The 20,679-nt window shown below is 43.7% G+C and carries 18 protein-coding genes; 7 read left to right on the forward strand and 11 right to left on the reverse strand.

Annotation, left to right across the window (positions count from 1 at the left end; genetic code table 11):
- Nucleotides 1–75 precede the first annotated feature (75 nt).
- The gene (locus L0U89_RS14790) at nucleotides 76–930 is read right to left on the reverse strand and encodes an OmpA/MotB family protein (protein ID WP_234862224.1); all 855 of its coding nucleotides are present in this window, start codon (nucleotides 928–930) and stop codon (nucleotides 76–78) included.
- A gap of 129 nt (nucleotides 931–1,059) precedes the next feature.
- Between L0U89_RS14790 and L0U89_RS14795 the strand changes: the two genes are divergently transcribed.
- Nucleotides 1,060–2,187: an aldose epimerase family protein gene (locus L0U89_RS14795; RefSeq protein ID WP_234862225.1), complete on the forward strand. Its 1,128-nt coding sequence runs from the start codon at nucleotides 1,060–1,062 to the stop codon at nucleotides 2,185–2,187.
- 80 nt (nucleotides 2,188–2,267) lie between these two features.
- Nucleotides 2,268–2,954, forward strand: coding sequence for a dioxygenase family protein (locus L0U89_RS14800; protein ID WP_234862226.1), 687 nt, complete (start codon nucleotides 2,268–2,270; stop codon nucleotides 2,952–2,954).
- Between the two features lie 7 nt (nucleotides 2,955–2,961).
- Here the strand turns inward: L0U89_RS14800 and L0U89_RS14805 are convergent, their stop codons facing one another.
- Entirely contained in the window at nucleotides 2,962–3,333 is a 372-nt protein-coding gene (locus L0U89_RS14805) for a hypothetical protein (RefSeq protein ID WP_234862227.1), read from the reverse strand.
- Between the two features lie 328 nt (nucleotides 3,334–3,661).
- Here L0U89_RS14805 and L0U89_RS14810 point away from each other — a divergent pair, with 328 nt between their 5' ends.
- Nucleotides 3,662–5,506 carry a glutamate-cysteine ligase family protein gene (locus tag L0U89_RS14810; RefSeq protein WP_234862228.1) on the forward strand — a complete coding sequence of 615 codons (1,845 nt, stop codon included), beginning with the start codon at nucleotides 3,662–3,664 and terminating at the stop codon, nucleotides 5,504–5,506.
- Complete coding sequence (locus tag L0U89_RS14815) at nucleotides 5,503–6,708, forward strand: succinylglutamate desuccinylase/aspartoacylase family protein (RefSeq protein ID WP_234862229.1); 1,206 nt, start codon at nucleotides 5,503–5,505, stop codon at nucleotides 6,706–6,708. The genes L0U89_RS14810 and L0U89_RS14815 overlap by 4 nt, the downstream gene beginning before the upstream one ends.
- Nucleotides 6,709–6,736: 28 nt before the next feature.
- On the opposite strand, the gene L0U89_RS14820 is transcribed toward L0U89_RS14815, so the two are convergent.
- The gene (locus L0U89_RS14820) at nucleotides 6,737–7,300 is read right to left on the reverse strand and encodes an SRPBCC domain-containing protein (protein ID WP_234862230.1); all 564 of its coding nucleotides are present in this window, start codon (nucleotides 7,298–7,300) and stop codon (nucleotides 6,737–6,739) included.
- A gap of 73 nt (nucleotides 7,301–7,373) precedes the next feature.
- A complete protein-coding gene (locus tag L0U89_RS14825; protein WP_234862231.1) occupies nucleotides 7,374–7,913 on the reverse strand; it encodes a Crp/Fnr family transcriptional regulator in 540 nt (179 codons plus the stop codon).
- Nucleotides 7,914–8,134: 221 nt separating this feature from the next.
- Between L0U89_RS14825 and L0U89_RS14830 the strand changes: the two genes are divergently transcribed.
- Nucleotides 8,135–8,626 (forward strand): deoxycytidylate deaminase, encoded by a 492-nt coding sequence (locus L0U89_RS14830; RefSeq protein ID WP_234862270.1) that lies wholly within the window; start codon nucleotides 8,135–8,137, stop codon nucleotides 8,624–8,626.
- Here L0U89_RS14830 and murB read toward each other — a convergent pair.
- Complete coding sequence (gene murB / locus L0U89_RS14835) at nucleotides 8,623–9,672, reverse strand: UDP-N-acetylmuramate dehydrogenase (RefSeq protein WP_369413256.1); 1,050 nt, start codon at nucleotides 9,670–9,672, stop codon at nucleotides 8,623–8,625. The genes L0U89_RS14830 and murB overlap by 4 nt on opposite strands.
- Nucleotides 9,673–9,716: 44 nt before the next feature.
- Here murB and L0U89_RS14840 point away from each other — a divergent pair, with 44 nt between their 5' ends.
- Nucleotides 9,717–10,658, forward strand: a complete 942-nt coding sequence (locus tag L0U89_RS14840; protein ID WP_234862233.1) for a succinylglutamate desuccinylase/aspartoacylase family protein — start codon at nucleotides 9,717–9,719, stop codon at nucleotides 10,656–10,658.
- A gap of 60 nt (nucleotides 10,659–10,718) precedes the next feature.
- Here L0U89_RS14840 and L0U89_RS14845 read toward each other — a convergent pair whose 3' ends face one another.
- Entirely contained in the window at nucleotides 10,719–11,504 is a 786-nt protein-coding gene (locus L0U89_RS14845; protein WP_234862234.1) for a sterol desaturase family protein, read from the reverse strand.
- A 36-nt stretch (nucleotides 11,505–11,540) separates the two neighbouring features.
- On the opposite strand from L0U89_RS14845, the gene L0U89_RS14850 reads away from it, so the two are divergent.
- Nucleotides 11,541–11,726, forward strand: coding sequence for a hypothetical protein (locus L0U89_RS14850; RefSeq protein WP_234862235.1), 186 nt, complete (start codon nucleotides 11,541–11,543; stop codon nucleotides 11,724–11,726).
- Between the two features lie 157 nt (nucleotides 11,727–11,883).
- Here L0U89_RS14850 and L0U89_RS14855 read toward each other — a convergent pair whose 3' ends face one another.
- The 5 genes from L0U89_RS14855 to L0U89_RS14875 are packed head-to-tail and all read right to left on the reverse strand — an operon-like array spanning nucleotide 11,884 to nucleotide 20,674.
- Entirely contained in the window at nucleotides 11,884–15,348 is a 3,465-nt protein-coding gene (locus L0U89_RS14855; protein ID WP_234862236.1) for a M15 family metallopeptidase, read from the reverse strand.
- A gap of 34 nt (nucleotides 15,349–15,382) precedes the next feature.
- Nucleotides 15,383–16,552 (reverse strand): hypothetical protein, encoded by a 1,170-nt coding sequence (locus tag L0U89_RS14860; RefSeq protein ID WP_234862237.1) that lies wholly within the window; start codon nucleotides 16,550–16,552, stop codon nucleotides 15,383–15,385.
- A 10-nt stretch (nucleotides 16,553–16,562) separates the two neighbouring features.
- The gene (locus tag L0U89_RS14865) at nucleotides 16,563–16,862 is read right to left on the reverse strand and encodes a hypothetical protein (RefSeq protein ID WP_234862238.1); all 300 of its coding nucleotides are present in this window, start codon (nucleotides 16,860–16,862) and stop codon (nucleotides 16,563–16,565) included.
- 6 nt (nucleotides 16,863–16,868) lie between these two features.
- Nucleotides 16,869–18,116, reverse strand: a complete 1,248-nt coding sequence (locus tag L0U89_RS14870) for a hypothetical protein (RefSeq protein ID WP_234862239.1) — start codon at nucleotides 18,114–18,116, stop codon at nucleotides 16,869–16,871.
- A 2-nt stretch (nucleotides 18,117–18,118) separates the two neighbouring features.
- Entirely contained in the window at nucleotides 18,119–20,674 is a 2,556-nt protein-coding gene (locus L0U89_RS14875) for a hypothetical protein (protein ID WP_234862240.1), read from the reverse strand.
- Between the last annotated feature and the right edge of the window lie 5 nt (nucleotides 20,675–20,679).

Raw genomic sequence — 20,679 nt, forward strand, 5'->3', positions numbered from 1 at the left:
AAAAAGCCGGCAAAACCGGCTTTTTTAGTGTTTAGATCTGTGTTAGAGATAAATAAGTACTAGGGCTTTTTCCGATCAATTTTTTTGTTCAATCATCGCGAAGAATTTATCCAAATCAGGAATCAAGACGATCCTTGTTCTTCTGTTTTTGGCCATATTCTCCTTTGAGTCGTTTTCGACGAGCGGAATGTAACTTGCACGGCCCGCGGCAATCAATTTTTCCGGTGCAACATCATATTTGTCCTGCAAAATGCGGACGATGGAAGTTGCACGCTTTACGCTCAGATCCCAGTTGTCCTGCAATACGCCGGTTTGGATCGTCCTTGGGTCCGTATGTCCTTCGATCATCACTTCCAGGGAAGGCTCGGCGTTGATTACCTCTGCCAATCTCTTCAAAAGCCCATCTGCATTTCTGGAAACTTGGTAGCTACCGGTGTTGAAAAGTAGCCTGTCGGATACATTGATCATCACGACGGTCTTGTCGATATCGATTTGGATATCTTCATCCTGTTCGGCACTGCCGTCCGTGATGGATTTCTTCATGTTGTGCGCGATAGCCAGGTTGATGGAGTCCTCCAAGGTCTTGGCATTGGCCAATTCCGCAGCATCGACGTTAGCCAAAGTCGCTTTCAGTTTTTCCCTAGTGATGTTGGACATAGGGGTTTTTCCTTCCAAGCTGAACTTCGCATCATTGTCAGCTTTTAGGGAATTGATTCTTGCATTGTACTCGTTAACACGGGCTTCAATACGGCCCATTTTTTCTTCAAGAACCTTATTTTCAGCTTCTAAGGTTTCCTTCTCGGACCTCGTCTCCGCCAACGCTGTTTCGGATTTCATGAGGTCATTTTGCAGTTGCACGTATTTCTTTTTCGATACGCAGGAAGCAGTAAATACGACTGCAGTAAGGGATAATAGAATAATTTTTTTCATATTGAATTTCGATTTTGGTACTAAAATTCAAAAATGAAGCCATCCAAATCGAGCAGGGTGATTTGATCCTAAAAATGGGATGAAATTCGAGTATTTAGTTTTATTTTACCTGATAAACCCAGTCAAACCATGTTCAAAACTAGCTTTCTGATTTTCATCATTTTGGCTGTTATTGCCTGCCAACCCAAACCAAAAGAAGCCGTGACCGAGACGATCAACTTTGAAATCAATGTTCGCAACATCAAAATGGGAGACCAAGACGCCCAGGTATTTAACTTGAAAAACAGCAACGGGATGGAGGTCGAGCTCACCAATTACGGAGGCATTCTTTCCCGTATCCTGGTGCCGGATAAAGACGGAAATTCCGAAAATATCATGCTTACTTACAACCAAGTGGAGGATTTTATCAACGACCGCTATTTTTTTGGTGCGACTGCGGGCCGCTATGCCAACCGCATTGCCAAAGGCAAATTCAGTATCGATGGAACGGAGTACCAGTTGGCTACGAATAATGGTCCCAACCACCTGCACGGCGGGCTACAAGGGTTTAACAAGAAATTTTGGAAGGCCTCTGTCATCGATAGCTTGGAAAATGCTGTCGGTGTGAAGATGGAATACCTCAGTGTAGATGGAGAGGAAGGCTATCCTGGCAATTTGAACACGACGATGACCTTCATACTCGACAAAAAAAACAAACTCTCCATCACCATGGAGTCCACCACCGACAAGCCGACCATCGTCAACTTGACCCATCATGGCTATTTCAACCTTTCGGGAATGAAGGAAGACATCCTGGGACATCAATTGACCATTTTCGCAGAGCATTACACGCCTGTCGATGCGGGCTTGATTCCGACCGGCGAAATCGCTCCCGTGGAAGGAACCCCGTTTGATTTTCGCACTCCGCATTTGATTGGAGAGCGTATTGCTGAAACGGGAGCCGGATATGACCATAATTTTGTAATCAAGAAGCAACACGATGGAAAACTCACAAAGATGGCTGAATTGGTCCATGAAGGAACGGGCCGTACGATGACGGTTTATTCCAGCATGCCTGGTGTCCAATTTTACTCCGGCAATTTTCTAGATGGAAAGCAAACCACGGGGGGGGTGACCTATGGGAAGAATTTTGGTATGTGCCTGGAGCCGCAGTTTTTCCCCGATTCACCCAATCAGCCTAATTTCCCATCTCCGAGACTTAATCCTGGCGAGACTTACCGACATGAGATCGTGTATGAGTTTGGAATGAAGAAGTAGGACATTTCATTTATTCTGGGTACAGATAAAAAGTAACTGAAAATCATTAACTTACCCCACTATTCCTAACCCAGAAGACCATGAAAAAGCGGGATTTTATCAAAAAAACATTGGCTGGTTTTGGTGGCGTTGTGGCGCTACCCCATACGATCGTGGGACAGGGTCCTGCCAACCCGCAGTTGGATGATCTGGCCGCTTGCGAGAAAACGCCTTCGGAAATGAGAGGCCCGTTTCCGATCAAAACGCCTACGGAATTGATGCGGGCAAATATCGTAACCGACAGAAAGGGAGTCGCTCTGCTGATCAATCTAAAAATCCAAGACCAAAGTGAAGACTGTAAGCCCATTGCGGGTGCCCAAGTGGATGTTTGGCATTGTGATGCGGACGGCAACTATTCGGAATACGGTGCAAACCGCCTGCAGGAGGCCGATTACCGAAACGTCTCCTTTCTCCGCGGAAGGCAGACGACAGACCAAAACGGTGAGGTTTCCTTCATCAGCATTTTTCCGGGTTGGTATCCGGGCCGGGCACCGCATATCCATGTCGAGGTGATCAAGGATGGGAAATCCCTTCTTGCTACCCAAGTAGCGTTTCCCGAATCAAGTACTTCGGTAGTCTATTCCACTCAGGGTTACAAAGGAAAAGAGGACACACCCAATGCCGACGACGGACTTTTCCGCAACAGCCTCGCAGGCAACATGGCAGACTCTGTCACTGGCAACCTAAAGGATGGTTTTACCCTAAAAAAGACGATTACTGTCGCTTAGGTGCTATTCAATCCTTACGCGGATCGATGACAAGCCCGCCCAATTTTTTGTCTAGTATGGTATAATGGATTTCTGGATTTGGAACGTGCACGGGCATGCGGGAGTCTGATTCGAGTTCTTTGATGGGCATGATGTAAACGATTTCTTCGGCCCGAACGGTGCTCAGGGGGATGATTTTGTTAACAAGCGAATCGGCATTGCTAAGTGGTTGGATGCTTTCGAATAGCACCACGTTTTGGGTCTGTTTGGTATCCGAAAAAGCAAGCTTCAATTTATTATTTTGGAAAAGTGCGGAATTAGGTGTTCCACTTAATTCGCTTTGTGCATGGGTGCCAAGGGCAGCGAAAAAGAGCATTGTAAAAAGCGGTATAATTTTCATAGGCTTGGTTTTTTATGCTTTGAGATTTATCTACTAAACTGCATGGTTCCTGTTTGAGTAAGGATATTCTGAACAAAATATCTAAGGCTAGGATTACTTCATGTACCCTTTCTGACGGTTTTAATACGTCGAAAGGAACAAGTCAGTTGTCAAAAACGACCGAAAGGCTTCGATCGAGTCCGGAATACATTATTCAATCTTTTCCCTAAATAAAATCTTCCCTTTCAATTTGGTGGATTCATGGCTTTTATCAAGCAGTTAAGTGACTTTGCTCATAATTATTGGTTTCTTTTATCCATAATTTTCAATTGTTCAGGAAGGAGCAATTATGGGTGTACACAATGTGAGGGCACTGGAGGGCCCCGAAGACCGTGCCGAGTTTCTACATCGCCTGATGCAGGACGTGCGGGCTTTGGAATATATGCTCGATCAAGGTTTGGTTGAAACTGCACCGCTTCGAATCGGCGCAGAGCAGGAGCTTTTTCTGGTCGATGGGGAATATATGCCTGACCCGCGTGCACAGGAATTGCTCGCCAAGCTGGACGACGTCCATTTCACCACGGAAATCGGAAAGTTCAATCTCGAAATCAACCTAGATCCTGTTGAATTGGGTAAGAATTGCCTAGGCAAGGTAAAGGAGGATTTGGAGGCCCATATCAGAAAGGCACAGCAAGCGGCATCTGAGTTGGGTTCAAAGCTCATCCTGACGGGGATTTTGCCGACTTTGACACAAGCCCATACCCGTTCTGAATACCTGACTCCGGTAGAACGTTATGGCATCCTCAACAAAGCAGCAAGGAATGCCCGCGGCTCGGATTTTCAAATCCATATCCAAGGCTTGGATGAAGTTACCATTTCACACGATTCTGTCTTGCTGGAGGCCTGTAACACGAGTTTTCAAATCCACCTCCAAACCACCCCTGCCGAGTTTGTCTCCATGTTGAATTGGGCAAATGCCATTTCAGCACCGGTTTTGGCTGTCTCCGTGAATTCTCCCCTGCTTTTCGGCAAAGAATTATGGCAGGAAACCCGCCTCGCATTGTTCGCCCAGAGTGTAGACGTAAGGGCGAGTTCCCATTTGCTGAACGATAGTCAAGCCCGGGTCAGTTTCGATAACGGTTGGCACACCGGGTCTGTCGCTGACGTGTTTAAGGATCAGATCGCAAGATTCAAGGCAATTCTCACGGCTGATCTTGGGATAAACAGCTTTGGTTTATTGGAAGAAGGTCAAATTCCAAAGCTGAAGGCGCTGTGTCTCCACAACGGCACAGTCTACAAATGGAATCGGCCTTGTTTTGGGGTCGGCGATGGAAAACCCCACTTGCGCATCGAATGCAGGTACATTCCCTCGGGGCCGACCATTGTGGATGAAGTCGCAAACTTGGCGTTTTGGATCGGACTGATGAAAGGAATGCCTGCTGACATGCAAAACATCCATGAAATGATGGATTTCAAGGACGTCAAAACCAATTTTCTCGCCGCCGCCAGATACGGCCTGAGTGCTCCCATGAAATGGGATGGGAAAGTCTGGACTGCAAGGGATTTGGTGTCCGAAGTAATGCTGCCCTTGGCCAAGAAGGGATTGTTAAGTGTGGGCGTAGCTGTCCAAGAGGCGGATTTATATTTGGCCATTATCCAAAAAAGAATCGAGTCCCACAACGGTGCCGAATGGACCACCAAAAGCTTCAGACATTTACTAAAGACCAAAAAGCGGCACGAGGCCAACCAATTGCTTACGGAATTGATGTTTTCGAACCAGGAAAAAGGGAGCCCGATCGGGGAATGGGGGCTTCCGGAGAGAAAAAGTTCCTCTGTGCCATTTTTGAGGGTGAGGCACGTAATGAATACCGATATCTTCACTTTGGATGAGTACGATCCGATCGAGATGGCGGTGCATATCATGAAATGGAAAAATATCAATCATTTGCCAATCGTGCATGGCGACAGGCTGTTGTTGGGGATGATCTCTTCGACTGATTTGGCTAAGATTTCCGAAACGCCCAACAATCTTGTCCGTCCGGTGAGGGAAATCATGAAGCGGGTTTTGGTATCCATTGAAGCCGACAAATCTGCGGAGGAGGCGAAAAGGCTTATGGATGAGTTTGGGATTCATTCCCTTCCTGTCGTGGAGGATGGCAAACTGATAGGTATCATCACCTCCAAAGACCTATGAAAAAGGCACTCCATCGTTTGGTAAAAGATAAACTTCCTCCGAGAAGTCCGCTGAGGATTATCGGGGATATCGGAAGCCGAAAGCAAGGACCTGTGGCCATATTTTTCGCGGGCATTCATGGAAACGAACCCGCAGGTGTAACAGCCCTGGAGCGGTTATTCGCAGCGTTATCCCCGAGAGAAAACGATTTGAAGGGACGCGTGATCGGGATCCGCGGAAACATCAGGGCGCTGGAGAAGCAAAGCAGGTATTTGGATGAGGACCTGAATCGACTTTGGACAAAAGAGGCGATTCAACGTATCCGCATCAAACCGGTCCTACTGGAAGAGGAGCACGAAATGCTTGAGATTTTGGATTTTCTCGAGGAGGTAATTGATGCCTCGGCGGGTCCTTTCTATTTCTTTGACCTGCACACGACTTCCGGCAAATCCGCCCCGTTTATGACGATCAATGACGCGCTTGCAAATCGTAAATTTGCGGCGCTCTTTCCAGTTCCTATCATCCTTGGGATCGAGGAATACCTGACGGGACCACTGCTGAGCTATGTCAATGAACTGGGATATGTCGCCTTGGGATTTGAGGGGGGACAGCACCAGGATCCACAGTCCATCGAGCGTTGCAAGGCATTTTCCCAGTTGTGTTTGGAGTTTGCCGGGATATTTCAGGTTGATGGACCTGCTTCCTCGCAGGAAGCATATCGGACACTCCAGCATCCGGCTTTTGACAAGGGTTCGTTTTTTGAAATCATCGAAGTGTACAAGGTGGCGGAATTTGAGGTATTCAGGATGCGGCCGGGATTTGAGAGTTTTCAGACGGTCCAAAAAGGCACTCCAGTGGCACTGCACCAAGGTCACGAAATCTTGTTTCCCCAAGATGCCCATATTTTTATGCCCCTTTATCAAAGCCAAGGGAAAGAGGGATTCTTCGTCATCCGGAAGGTCCCGAGGTTCTTTCTCAACCTGTCCGCCTTCTTGAGGAAATTCAAATTTGACAATCTGCTTGTCTTGCTTCCCGGAGTTTCTTGGGGAAACAAGAAAAAGGAAATACTCCGGGTGGACAGAAAAGTCGCTAAGTTCCTCGCCAAACAGCTTTTCCACTTGTTGGGATATAGGTTGAAAGTCCTTGACGGGAGGTTCATTCGTCTGTACAACCGGGAACGCGCTACCAAAAAGCAGACCTACAAAGAAGCTGCTTGGTGGTAGGTTTCGATCAATTCCGATCAACTTCAATCTATGGTTGCGCACTTTCAGCTTTTTGCTTCAATGCAGCCAGCCAAATGTCATGCAGCCGATGGAGCTTTTTGGGTTGGAAGGTTTTCTCAAAGAAAGTCAACCAACCGTTTTGTGTCTCTGCGGTGAGGACACGACAGCCGGTTTCCGTGGGCGTGATGATCCAAGCATGGTAGCCTTGGATACTTTTCTTGTCTGAAAGCCAGGCAAGTCTCTGATTGCTTTCAAACTCCTTTACTTCGGAGTCAAATTTTAGCCCCATGGTTTTCCAAGATAATTTCGCTTCCTGAGACAGGTATGGGGAATTTTTTCCTGTGACTTTGACATCCTTTGCTCCCACGTACCAATTGGGCCATGATTCCGCTTCGATCAGGATAGACCAGACGATCTCGGGCGAGGCATCGATTTCGATTTCGTTTTCCACATAAAACTTACTCTCGGTGGGATTAAATCCTTCCGGCCAAAGGATTGCTTGGTTATAATTCCTAGCACTGGGATTCGTAGTAAGCGGTCCAGTCAGGAATCCGACCAATCCAGCGATGATGGAGATGAAGGTAGCTTTCATAAGATTTGGATATGTTTGATCCAAAGCTATTTGAAATGCAGGGCAGGGGGCGTTAACAAATGTTTAGACCCGCTCAGCGCTCGGATTTTTTCAGTCGGCTTAGATGGACGGGCGTGATGCCTAGGTAGGATGCAATCATGTGTTGGGGTACCCGCTGATGGATGTTTGGAAAAACCTCCGTGATGGCCTCATATCTTTCCTTTGGGCTGCGGGAATAGATGTTTTTGATTCGGTTGTCCTGGTAGATGAAATAGAACTCAGCGACGAGTCGGCCCATTTTTTCGCCTTCATGGAGGTTTTTATAGCCCCATTCGATAGCTTTTCGCGGCAATACCACTACTTCCGTGGTTTCCAAGGCCTGCATTGAATACAATGCCGGTTGCTGCAGGATAAAACTCGAATAGTCTGTTATAAATTGGTTCTCCATGGCAAAATGAATGGTGTGCTCATTTCCATCGCGGTCGGTTATGATGACGCGAATCAGACCGCTTTTGATGAATAGTACTTCCTGCGGAATGGTCCCAGGCTGTAGGGCAATTTCGTTTTTTGAAAAAGTCTTGAGATGGCACAAATCCAAAAAAACGGCGAGCTCTTCTTTCGAAGCCTTGATCATTTGTAAAATTGCATCCCTGAATGCTTCCATTTGACTTAATCTTCAAGCTGGAAAATAAGCAGATTGGATGAGTTTTGGAACTTAAGTTTCCAAAATCAAGAAGCGGGCCGCTAAGCTGGTTTGTCGACATCGATCAATTCGTGCTTTTCCTGTTTGCGGAAAAACAGATTTGATTACTTTTGGACTTTGGAGAAAAACACCCCATTGGTATTGGCTTGCAGATGACAAACACCGGAAGACCCCACTTTGACGATATTTTTATGGAATTGGCGGTCAACTTGGCCAAGCGTTCCCATTGCATCAAAAAGCACGTCGGAGCGGTGCTCACCAAAGAAACCCGCATCATTTCTATCGGCTATAACGGTCCTCCTGCCGGCACCCACAATTGCGACGAGGAATTTCCCGACACGGGCTGCGCGCGTGACAGCAAGGGAAGCTGTACCTTGGCCCTGCATGCAGAGCAGAATGCCATTCTCTATGCCGTGAAGAACAATACTTCCGTAGAGGGTTCTACCCTGTACGTCACCTTGGCGCCTTGTTTGGCCTGTGCACGTATCATTTTTTCAATGGGAATTGTCAAGGTCGTCTACATGTACTCGTACGCCGAGTACAAAGGCTTACCCTCTGATGAGGGCTTGGATTTTCTCAAAAAATTTGGCGTAGAAGTAGCCAAATACCCGAAGGAAATCATTTTCGAAGATCCGCTGATCTAGACAAAGTTCACCTCAGGTTGGAGCGTTATTCCAAACTTCTTGTATACTGAAGATTGGATATCTTGGCTTAGCTTGACAATATCCTTTCCCTCTCCGCCTCCGTAATTTACAAGGACCAAAGGCTGCTTGGCATGCACGCCGATACTCCCGAAACGTTTCCCTTTCCATCCAGTCTGCTCGATCAGCCAAGCTGCGGGAACCTTTACAGTATCTTGCCCGGGATAACCGGGAATGTTGGGATATTCGCTTTTTAGCCTTTCAAAATGTTCCAAAGGAATCGTCGGGTTCTTGAAGAAACTGCCTGCATTGCCGATTTCGGCAGGGTCGGGGAGTTTGCTGCGGCGAATTTGGATGACTGCTTCACTGACATCTCTGATGCTAGGCTGTCGAATTCCTAATTCCTTTAAGGTGTCCTGAATCGCTCCATAAGAGGTTTTGATCTGCGGCTTTTTGGAAAGCCTAAACCAAACTTGCGTGATGATGTATTGGTCTTTGAGTGCGCTTTTGAATACACTTTCCCTGTAGCCAAACGCGCATTCTTCCCAGGAGAATCTTCTATTTGCGAGCTCACTTCGCTCAATGGCCCATAGGCTGTCAAATACTTCCTTGATTTCCACGCCATAGGCTCCAATATTTTGCATGGGAGAGGCCCCGACGGTACCGGGAATAAGGGAAAGATTCTCCACGCCAGCATAACCGTTTTCGATGCAGAATAGGACGAACTCATGCCAATTCTCGCCCGCGCCGACTTTTACCAAGACTTCATCCTCAGAACAATCTTCCACTTGGATTCCTTTGATTTCCATTTTCAGCACCAAGCCTTCCCAATCCTTTGTCAACAATATATTGGAGCCTCCGCCGAGGACCAACAGGGGAATCCCCTTTTCCCGGGCAAAGAGAAGCGCATCGATCACGTCTTTCTCGCTTTGGGCCCTGACAAAAAAACGGGCCTTTTTGTCCATTCCGAAGGTGTTGTAGGGCAGGAGGGAAATGTTTTCTTGTATATTCATAGCTGCAAAAAAGCGGTGCTGCGAAGTAAAGCATATTTTGCCCAAATCCGAAAGCCTCAGCGGCAAACCACCTACACACTATGAGAGAAATCATTGTCAACGGCATCAAAGTACGGCCCGGCCAATCCCTCAATATCGACATTGCCATCGCGCGCTTGCCCACCCATACGCTGATTGACCTTCCGGTTTTCATCCGCAGGGGAAAGGAAGATGGACCCGTGGTGCTGATTTCCGGTGGCGTGCATGGCGACGAAATCAATGGCATCGTAGCTGTCAGGCGGATGTTGGAAGATAACCTGATCCAGCCATTGCGAGGTACTGTTATTTTGATGCCTTTGGTCAATGTATATGGTTTTCTCAGTAATTCACGGACTTTCCCCGACGGCAGGGATTTGAACCGGAGTTTTCCGGGGAGCAAAAAGGGCTCTCTGGCATCTCAAATCGCCTTTATGATGTCCAGCCAGATCATCCCGCAGATCGACTATGGCATCGATTTCCATACCGGTGGCAGAATGCTGTCCAACTATCCGCAAGTGCGGGTCGATTTCAAGGATAAAAAGGGTTTCGAACTGGCAAGGGCTTTTGGTACGCACTTCATCTTGGATTCTCCGCATATCGACAAGTCCTTTCGCAAGGAAGCCTACAAGCAGCGCAAGCATATCCTTGTCTATGAAGGGGGGGAATCCATGCGGCTGGACGATTACGCCGTGGAGGAAGCCGTGGCAGGTACGCTGCGCATGTTGCAATTTTTGGAGATGGTCGAAAAGGCTCCGCAACCAAAACCAGGGATCATCCTTCCTGAAAGTTCATGGATCCGGGCAAAGGTTTCGGGGATTTTTACTTCAAGTGCAAAGTTGGGCCAAGAGGTCAGAAAAGGCCAAATCCTTGCAAAGATTTCAGATCCCTATGGCCAAGTCAAAATCCCGGTAAAGGCGACCCACAACGGCCACGTGATCGGTCTCAACAACAACCCTGTGGTCAATGCGGGTGATGCGTTGATACATGTAGGTAGAAGCGCCTAGCTGGTACACCGATCCAATGGAACTGCAAAAAACCTGGTCGCTAGGCAGTCCAAAGGCAACCTAGGCTTTTTGCATCACCTGCGCTGCTTTTTTCGAACCAGTTACCATTTCGTACTTTTCATCGTAGTCGCTGCGCAGCGTGCCAAAAAGCCGGTCCCAAATCAGCGTATACAGGCCATAGTTGCCATGAAAAAACTGATGGTGCTGATTGTGGGCGGTACTGGTATTGATCCACTTGCCGATGGCGCTGCGGTGGAAGTTTTTCGGATAAAGCTCATAGCCCAAATGCCCGTAGACATTGTAGGTGATTTGAAACAGCATGAAGATGGCAAAAGCACCCAAATGAACCGGCATGGCAAAACCCAACACCAAAATGATTCCAGCTTCAATGACCGCCTCTAGAGGGTGGAAGGCGTAGGCGGTCCATGGTGAAGGGTTGGTACTTTGGTGGTGGACCCTGTGCACCGCCTTGAACAATTTGGGGTGGTGCATCAGTCGGTGCATCCAATAGAAATAGGCATCGTGCACCAGGACCATCAGCGGAAAACTTAGGAAGAAGTAAAACCAACCATATTTTTCCACATCCCTGTAATAAAAGGTGTAAGGATCGAGTACCACAAACACAAAGGCTGCCATCGTCGCGAATATCAGGATCGTGATCCCCGAGTAAAGGATATCACGCCCATAATCCCCCAATTTTGGGAACTTACCTTGCATCTTTCGCTGCTGCATGACCCTGTGCAGCAAGAAATAGAACACAAAAAAGGCAATCCCCGCTACGAGGAAATACCGCAGCCCCACTTTTTCAGCGACAAAAAACCATCGGGTAACAAAATCCTGCCACATAGCCAAGTATATCTTGCGGGCCTAAATTAAGCAAAATTGTTTGATGCTGAGCCTTTCCAAAGCGTTGCTGAAGTTGAATTCGCGGACTTGTCGCAGGCGCAGGTTTCGAAGAGTGTTGCGCCAGTGTATGCGCAGTTTCCGATTGGACTTGGACTGGAGATGGACTGTGTTTGGATAGGCCAAGAGTCACCTGGCCATCGGGAGGATGTCAGGTCAAAGTAGGATGATGGTCGGGAGGGAGTCTACTTAGGAATCCGGAAACTAGGATTTAAGATTGAAAATAGGTTAGGATATTGCAAGGTTAAGTTGCTATGGCAATAAATGCACGATTGATCCCGTTCAGGAATTTTGTTACCAGCTTTAATTAAGTGTTTAGAGACTATTTTCTGTTATTGGTGTCCCACAGTACCTGAATATGCAAATGGTCATCATTATCGGGAAAAACACCGCCTAACTGAGGAATGAGTTCCTTTAATCTGGAATCAATCAGGTTTGAACTTGACGTTGATTTGAATTTTGGGAGATCTTGTTTCCCGAAGAATCTTCCTTGAAATGGCAATCCTAAATATATGCCTTTACGATAACTTGATGGTAAGGTCATTAGATAATCGAGGATATTGATCACCATTTCTAATGCACCTGGCGTATTAAATCCTCCTTGCCTATAATTTATATCAATACTTCTGCCTAGGCAGTGACCGGTACATTTCCCGTTATTGCCGATATTTCTGATAAAGCTTCCAATCACTATTTCATGAAAATTTTGCTTCCATGCATTTGTTGCGATGTGTTCAATAATTGGCAGAATTTGGATAAGGCTTTCTTGTGGGTTGATATTGAAAATCCGATTTCCCTTGCTGATTTCCTCAAGTTGTCTCTTTGAATTGAAATTTGAACCGACAATTCCTTGGTCCATGGCTTGTATTACCTTGTCTGCGTACCACTTGTTGAACTCAAACGGATTCTTATCAAACCTATGATTTGGGTTAATTGGGGAGGGGGTAGAAATGAGTGGGTCCTTAGGCAGTCTTAAAATTTGTTTCAAAATTCCCCAAGTCTTTGGGCCCAAAACCCCATCTGGTTGCAAACCATTTTCCCCCTTCCATCTGGCCAAGGCCTTAACAAAAGCCTCTTCTCCCAGACTCACCTTTTCCATACCTGAATAGGGAAGGAGTATTTCGTTAATTTGTTCTTGGTATGCTCCCCAACCAAGATTTTGAGAGTATTTGCGGTTTAAACCAATAGCCTTCTGGTGATTAAATTCGTTCTCTAATTCATTTGAAGTGAAATTTTCTGAAAAAGGGTTTTCTTCAAATTGGTGTATAAAACCCAAATCGTCTTGATCGGAATTTTCAAATCCTGAATCATTAGTCTCATTTTCCTGAAATTCTCTAGAATCAGCGCCATTTGAATCATAAAAGTCAATACTAACCTCAAAGTATTCTTTAACTTTTTTTGGATTCCAAGCTGCGAATTTTTTCAAGGGCTCAAAAAGAGGATATTTGTTAATGTAGTTTTTCCAGGCAGTTTCGATTACGGTCCTGTGATTTGTATTTTTCAAGTAGATATTGACGACATTATCAGGAAACCTATTTTCAAGGTTTATTCCTGCTCGCGTTGGTGTTGGGGTTGCTGAAAAATGAAAAAAGTACCTCTTAAGGTTTAATTCTGTTTTTGAACTCAACCATTTGGCATAATTATTAACCCATCTTCCATTTTTTGAATCCCCGTAAAGACAATCAAAACCCCAGACTTCTGACACATTCTTCAAAAGCTTATTTTCTTGGTTCAAAATTTCCCCCAGAGGCTTTCCTCCACCGGAATGTGCTGCCAGGATAATTCTAAAAGGAAATGAATGAATTGGTATTAAATTACGCTGCCTAAGTTGATCCACACAGGAACTTACATAAGTGTCCAAGCCATAAGGTTTTCCCAGATCACCAAATTCTTTACTTGAAACGAGCCCTAGTGTAGGAGCTAATAATATCGCATTCCCCCTACTATGTTCAAAAAATTCTTTTATTTTGGAATAATTCTCCCAATAAAACTCAATCCCCTCCTTTTTAAATTTTTCTGGACTGTATTTGTCCATATGTCCATGCAGGTAAATTACCAGATCGACAAATGGGGTCCTTTTGTAATTGGTTGGCAGAAACACTCCAGTTTTGAAGGGTAGATTTTTTCCTAATTTTATGGGTACAATAAAGGAAGTGCCACTGAGGTATTTAATGTTTAGGTTATTTTGACCATTTTTTATCTCCAGTTCAAATTCTTTTTGATTTTCTGTGTTTATAAAATTGGGATGTGTTTCATTAGGGATATGAACTGTTAGTTTACCATATGGAAATATTGTTCGAGCATCAAAATGCATTATATCTCCATTGTCTTTTCCAAAATCAATTGCTCCCCAACACAGATTGGCGACACTTCTCAAGGAATAAACTAAATCCTTATCTAAATTTAAAAAACCATTGAGGGGATTCCTATTGCCCGACTTAAATGAACTATGGCCCCGCCAAAAAGTTTGTTCTTTTGTTTCGATCTCTTTCAAATAGATTTTAAAGAGATCATTTAAAAGATAAATTTGGTCAAAAATTAAATTAGTGTTTCCATTATTTTTAATGGCAGACTTTCGGAGTAGATCAGCTATAGAAGTGGCCCCATAAAAATTAATATTTTTTCCAACTTTTGCGGAACATTTTTTCAAAAGGCTTAATAACCTCCTAGAGGTTTGAATGTGTTTTAACAATCTTTCATACGCTTCGTCATACAATTTTTTCTTTTCAAGGAAATTTTTCTCTCCTGGCTTTGGATTAACCGGAAGCCTTGGTTCTTGGCCAATAATCCAAGGATTGCCATGATAGTTTACATCTAAAGCCAATCCATAATTATGCATGCTGTTTGACCCAATTCTACGTCTCCCTCCTTTGTGGTCTTGATTATCCTTGTGACATATTCCCAATTCATCAGAGATTTGTGAAATAGTTTTATTCTTAAATCTATCAAGATTAATGAGATAGTCTTCAGCCAATCTCAATTGTTTCACTAAGGTATAGTGAACAGGTAAATTGAAACTTAAGCCTAAAAAATAGGTATTGAACGTGAACTCATTCCAGTTTGTATGGTCACATTTTTTTGTTCCAATTTGAATTTGAATTTCTCTTTTCTTTATTGTGTCTATTATACTTTTTAGAGGATTAAGTTTCTGGCTTCGATTTTTAAATTCTATAATCCCTAAACTACACAATGTTTTTTCACCTATGATCCCATCGATTTCCTTCGAATTCTTTAATTCATTCAATTTTTTTGAAACAATCTTTTTTTGAAACTCTAAGACAGCGATTACAAAAATTGAGTTAATCACTTCATCTTTATTGATCTCGATTCTATCGAGGTTTTTATTATTGAATTCACTGATCCTTCGTTCGATAATGTTAAAATCAACATATCGTTTCAAATCTGTGACAACATCCAATGGGTTAATTTTAAATTTATTTAAGCTCTCCCGATTTCTCGTGATTAATGATTTAATTCTTTCATGATTTATCTCTATCTCATCAACCTTAACTCTAATGCTAGGTGGAAATCCTGGAGTAGCAACCTCTTTAAAACATATAGGACTGTATTGGAACTGGTAGGTAAAAATGTCTAATAGGTTAGAATAGGTTTTTGGAATGTCAATTTTGGGAATAAAATCAAAAATCTTCACATCCTGATCTTGATCAATTGATTCCTTTTCAGAAAGTTTGCTAAACGGAGTGAACCGTTCCAGATTACCTTGTTTTTCTAGATCGAACGATAGTCCCTTACCATCTTCCTGGAAGTTCTGAAACGGTGATTTCATTGGGGTTTGTTTTTATAAGATGACCAATTACTACCTAGTTTTGAGCTAAACTTTCAGGCACTGATTTTTGGCCATTCAAACTCACCCTACCAGAAATTCCACCTTCCGGATTCTTGATCCGATGTCCAGTAGCATTTTCCCAATTGTTGATGATGTTTAGGAGATCTGTCAATGCTTGTTTTTGAGGATCTGAAGCAACCGGACTGCCCAAGGCGCTCCTGCTTTCTATCGCTTTTTGAATCCAAAGATCAGGCGATGTAAGTTCAAATGTCCCATATTCAATAGCTCTCAATACAGCTGCAGAGGGTCCCGATAGTTCCATCAAGGCCATGGACTTCTTGTGTGCTGGAAGGCCAACTTTTTGACCCAGAATCTCCAATCTTTCCGAAGGAGAGTTGGCTTGGCAACCCAACATGACAATTAGGGGCGAATTGGATAAAAAGACGTACAAAAGCCAATACATCAGGATGACCGAGTTGAACTCTTCCTTTGATAGATTCATATATCTGTAATCAGCAAGGTTGATAAATCCAGATCCCCCTCTTCTTGCCATCAGCATCAGCCGAATCTTGGTGACAATGTTTTTTATTCGTTCGTAATCAGTAGTATTAGCGCCACTTGAGTTGGATGCATTGATATATGCCTGCCACACTTCGGATAAAAATTGCTCGAAAAGAAGAATGAATTCCCGGTTTGCAAATTTTGGCTTATGGTAGACAAACTCATTAGAAGAAGGATTTGTGGGCATACCAAAAGCCAGATCCATACCCAGCAGTCTGAAATATGCATTTCTCCTACTCGCTTCAGGATTTGGTCTTAAGTTGCCGGAATAATTTAGGTAGCTGGTATTAGGAAGAGTTTTGAAGAAGATGTTTTCAGTATTCGTTATCCAATTGAAAGCCTGTTTATGAATCTGATTATTTGCAATGGCCACGCCTAATTCTTCATCATTTCTAAACATAAAAATCAGCTTTTCAACAATTTGATAAATTCTGGTATTTTCCAAAAAGTATGCGTAGATAAGATGGTAGGGAGGGACCTCTTCCAGAGAATAGTCAGGAATTTTTCCATTGATAAGGGATTCCCAATGTTGACTAATACTCTTTTCTAAGTTAGAGCTGTCATCTTCATATATAAATTCTTCCTTACTCGGAGGGTTTTTGCTTCCTCCATAAGAATTGAATAGTTGTTCGATAATTTCCATATTCTTAATTTTAAATGTTTAATATTGGATATAGCCTTCTTACCTTTAAATAAGACCTGCTTCGTCTTTCATAATTAACTTTGTCTTGGCCCACGTCATTTAATTCTACGGATGACATCTTGATTTCCTCTAGTTTCTTAGTGAGTGCCTCAATTTCATTTTGACATTCTGTAAGTCGCTTTGCCAGTTCAGTTACATTTATGTCCTTGACATTCTTTTCATTTACACCCGCCATTTGTTTCTCTAGGCTTGAATATTCGATCCCAAGCTTGTCAAGACATTTTTGGATACTTTCTACACTTTTGCTCATGGTTTTTTAGTTTAAATTTCCTGTATACCCCAATCTAATCATCCATTCCTCTTGCTGTTTATAAAGGCTTTGAAGATCTCCCTGAGCCATTCCTATCTTTAGCCCTCCGAGTGCTAATATCCTAATGCTTTCTTGCCAAATCCAGGCATGCGAATGGTAGAGCGATGGGCCTGCAGACTTTTCAAGGTTAAACAGTTGAGATGGACTTACCTTTTCTGGATCGATCAACTCAGAGAGAGACTTCCCACGAAAGGCGCGGTATCGCTGGTCCAGAATTATCCGAACGGCGGAAGGCAGTGCATCCAAGCATTGATTGACAAAGCGTAGATTTGGATTGGAGTTTAGTTCAGCTCCATATTGATTTAAAAATGATTCCTGCAATTCCTCCCAAGGGCCATGGCCAAACTTTTGTCGGCACATCTCGATATTCATAAGCACCCTGACAAATGCAACCGGGTGGGGATCTTTAGGATGGAAGGCAAGAATTGCATTTGGACTCCCGCTAACTACGTCATGTAAGGCTGCGACAGCGGCATATCCTGTGTGGACAAATGCGTAAGCGTCTGCTGCAATTTCACTCGCCCAGGAAGCAAATGTGTCCGATATATCTTCCGGGAAGTTTTTCAAGCCCATTTTCAAACCTTCCGATAATTCAGCATTCCAATCCAAAATATGTGCAACCTGGTGGCCTGTTTCATGAATGATCGCCGTTGGGCGATACAAATTGTGCTGTGTCACCTTGATAGCTGCAACTCTACTGGTGTTTCCGTCCCATAAACGTAGACCGGACTTAAGAATTGAAGCACCAAGACCTTTTTCCACATAGGTCAATACTAATGGGCATGGGTGCTCCAAATCTTGCAAGATGGACTTCATACTTTTTACACATAGGATATCACATGCTCGAAGTAGAGCAGATACTGTCGGATTGGTTCGGGAATTGATCGCTATCGTATAGAAATGTACTGTTTCCTCCACTCTGACATATCGATTTCTAAGTTCAAATAAGCGATCATTAAGGGAAGATTGAACAGGATGGCGATGAAAATTATCAACCAATGTCTGGGCCATATTCACAAGCCCTTCAAGGCTTTGTGAAAGTCCTTCCTTAATCAATCTAGAAACTTTCTCATCTAGTCCATGCCAGGCATATCCTGAAGCAAGATTCTCAATTTGAGCTAGCCTTAAAGAAGCCTGGAGCCAATGATATACTTGGCGCTTGGACGTGGTTTCTGATATGGTGTAGGAAATCATGACTATTCGAATTTTTTGCCTGGGAAAATTTTGATAGTTGGATTCCTAAACTGCGGAACAGATAAATCTGCTAGAGACCCGAAAGGCCCCTTAGCTAGCATTGTAGAGATGACCTGTCTGAATGTGCTCAATCCGACGATATTTGACCAAGTCACTCTCAATGTTACTCCGTCTTGTGGTTGAGCCTGAGCTTCCTTAAACTCTTTTGCCCTGGTCTTGAAGTATTCTAATACGCCATGGTAAGCTTTTTGAGAAAGTACTTCAACTATTTGTTCAATGATCTTCCTGATCAATGACTGTCCCGCCGATTCAACTAAGTTTGCAAGACCGACAAAGTCTTCCTGCTGGACGTCTCTATAATTAAGGTATAATTCTGGGATCGATTCGTGGACGATCTTAACTTTTGAGGAAATATTTCCCTTCAGCATTTTTTCAAAAACCTTTTTAAAGGAGTTTCTTATGGACAAAGCCGTTCCGGTGAAATCGTTTTTGTTCAATTTCTCCACGATGCGTTTGGCATCCTCTTCACTGAAAAAATAATTGAACTTGATTTCTGCCTTAATGAAGTCAATAACAGCTTGAACATCTGCCGAACGACTTTCAGTAATACTTGAATAAATCGATGAATTTATATGTCTGTGACTAGATCGGTTGACGGCTGGTATCCTTAGTTTGGCTTCCTCTAATTCAAGAAAATAAAATCTTTTGCCATCTTCATTTTGGTACCTGCTTCGGATATCATCCGGACTTACTTCTCTTCCTAAAGTTGGTTCACCAAAAATGATAGTACTTGCTTCCCTGGTAAGAGGCAAAAGCTGGACCCAGGACTTGGGTTGGGATTTGTTCAAACCAGGGATGTTTTCCGCATTACTGATATGGTCTAGCCTTCCACCATTTAAGAGTTCATATAGGTGTACTTTTGCTTTTATTGGTTTATTGGTTTCTATCCCGTATTTATCGGTTAGGAAATTAGCCAGAGGGAGACCTCGAAAAGTCTTTATGACTGCAAGGTTTCTTGGAGGAATAACTACATCAAAAACCCTTGAAAATTTCTTGTATCGTTTACGTGGAGTACTTCTAGGCATGGCAACCCAAAGCCCATTGGTCTTTTCAGACCTCAATTCTTCTTTGATATACTTTGGCGGGAAATTTTCAGAAGCGGCTTTTTCAAATGATTCCAGAAATGCGGAAGCTAGATTCTCATTATCAATTTGGATGCTGTCAAGATTCAAATCCCTAACCGTTTGTTCCAAAGTATTGACGATAGCCTCATACCCTAAATCTGCTCGGTTTTGTTCATGAACCTCAAAACCGATCGCTCCCATACCGAGATCGATAATGCTGGACGCAAGAGGTTTAGTAACCGATTCTGGCACATAGTTTCTGATCAATTTAGCGAGTATATCCGCTAGAAAAGCTATCACTCTTTGTCTTCCAGCAATGTTGATGGCAATCTTGATCGCAGGATGAAGTGCAGCAATTGCAACAGGAAGAAAGTTTTCAATGAGTTGAGTCGGGTCTCCGTCGGGCTCAAGGGATTGTAGACCCTGGATTAGTTTGGATTTTGCCAGATGGAGGCTTTCCCCATCATTTTTGGATACCTGCGGCGAGGTTGCATGTTCATCGAAATATTCAAATTCAAAAGTAACAAGCTCATTGGAACTATGTCGCCCACCAAAGAGATATTGAGTCATTTGGACGTCGAATTCATATTGGATCGCCTCCAAATCGTCAGTTCCCTCAAATTCATAAACTTCAAATTCAAGTTTAAGAAATTTTTTCGCCAGATTTTGAGCATGGGGCTGGAGATTCTTAGGCAATTTACCGATGGAAAATTTGAGTATTCTTTCCAACAATGGTCTAACCAATCCCTTGATTTTTTCGAGGACTTGTTGAATCGGCAATATCTTCCCGACTGCGTTTACCCCCTTTTTAGCGAGCTCAATTCCCTTTTTTGCTACAGACTTGACTTTATCAAAGACTTTTCCGAGAAATTGCTCCTGCGCAGGAGAAAAGCGGATGTGCTCAAATTCCAGGTTTTGAAGGTATAATTCAAATTCAGTTTCACTTGCTTCGGAAAACTGATTTTCTGTAAAGAAATCGGAGACTTTATCGATCATGGCGTGAGTTTCCGTGACAACAGGATCGATATATTTTTTAAACTTGGATTTCACGATTTGGGATTCCCCATCAAAAAATTCAATCTTCACCTCTTCCTCCAAATGGCTTTCGAATTCATGAGCCAAATCAAAAAGGGTCTCAGCAAATTCCCGGTTATTTAGTTCCGCCAAAAGACTTACAAATTCCTCTTGGGCAAGTGAAGTATTCTGCTGAAATAAACCCGGGTTATATGTCCTAGAGAAGGGACTATCCTCCGCCACTTGAAATACGAGCGAGTAATTGGTCTTAAATTCAGACTCCTTCTCGATTGTTTGGCCATAGAGCGTGTCGCTAAAGGGGGTTTCAAACTGTTGAGTAGCCATAATTGTGCCGGTTAAGTACTTGAAAATGTTTTGTGTAAAGGTATTTCGACAACGAGGTCTATGGCAATCACCCAAAAGGG

This window comes from Mariniradius sediminis (genome assembly GCF_021491425.1).
Taxonomy (GTDB): domain Bacteria; phylum Bacteroidota; class Bacteroidia; order Cytophagales; family Cyclobacteriaceae; genus Mariniradius; species Mariniradius saccharolyticus.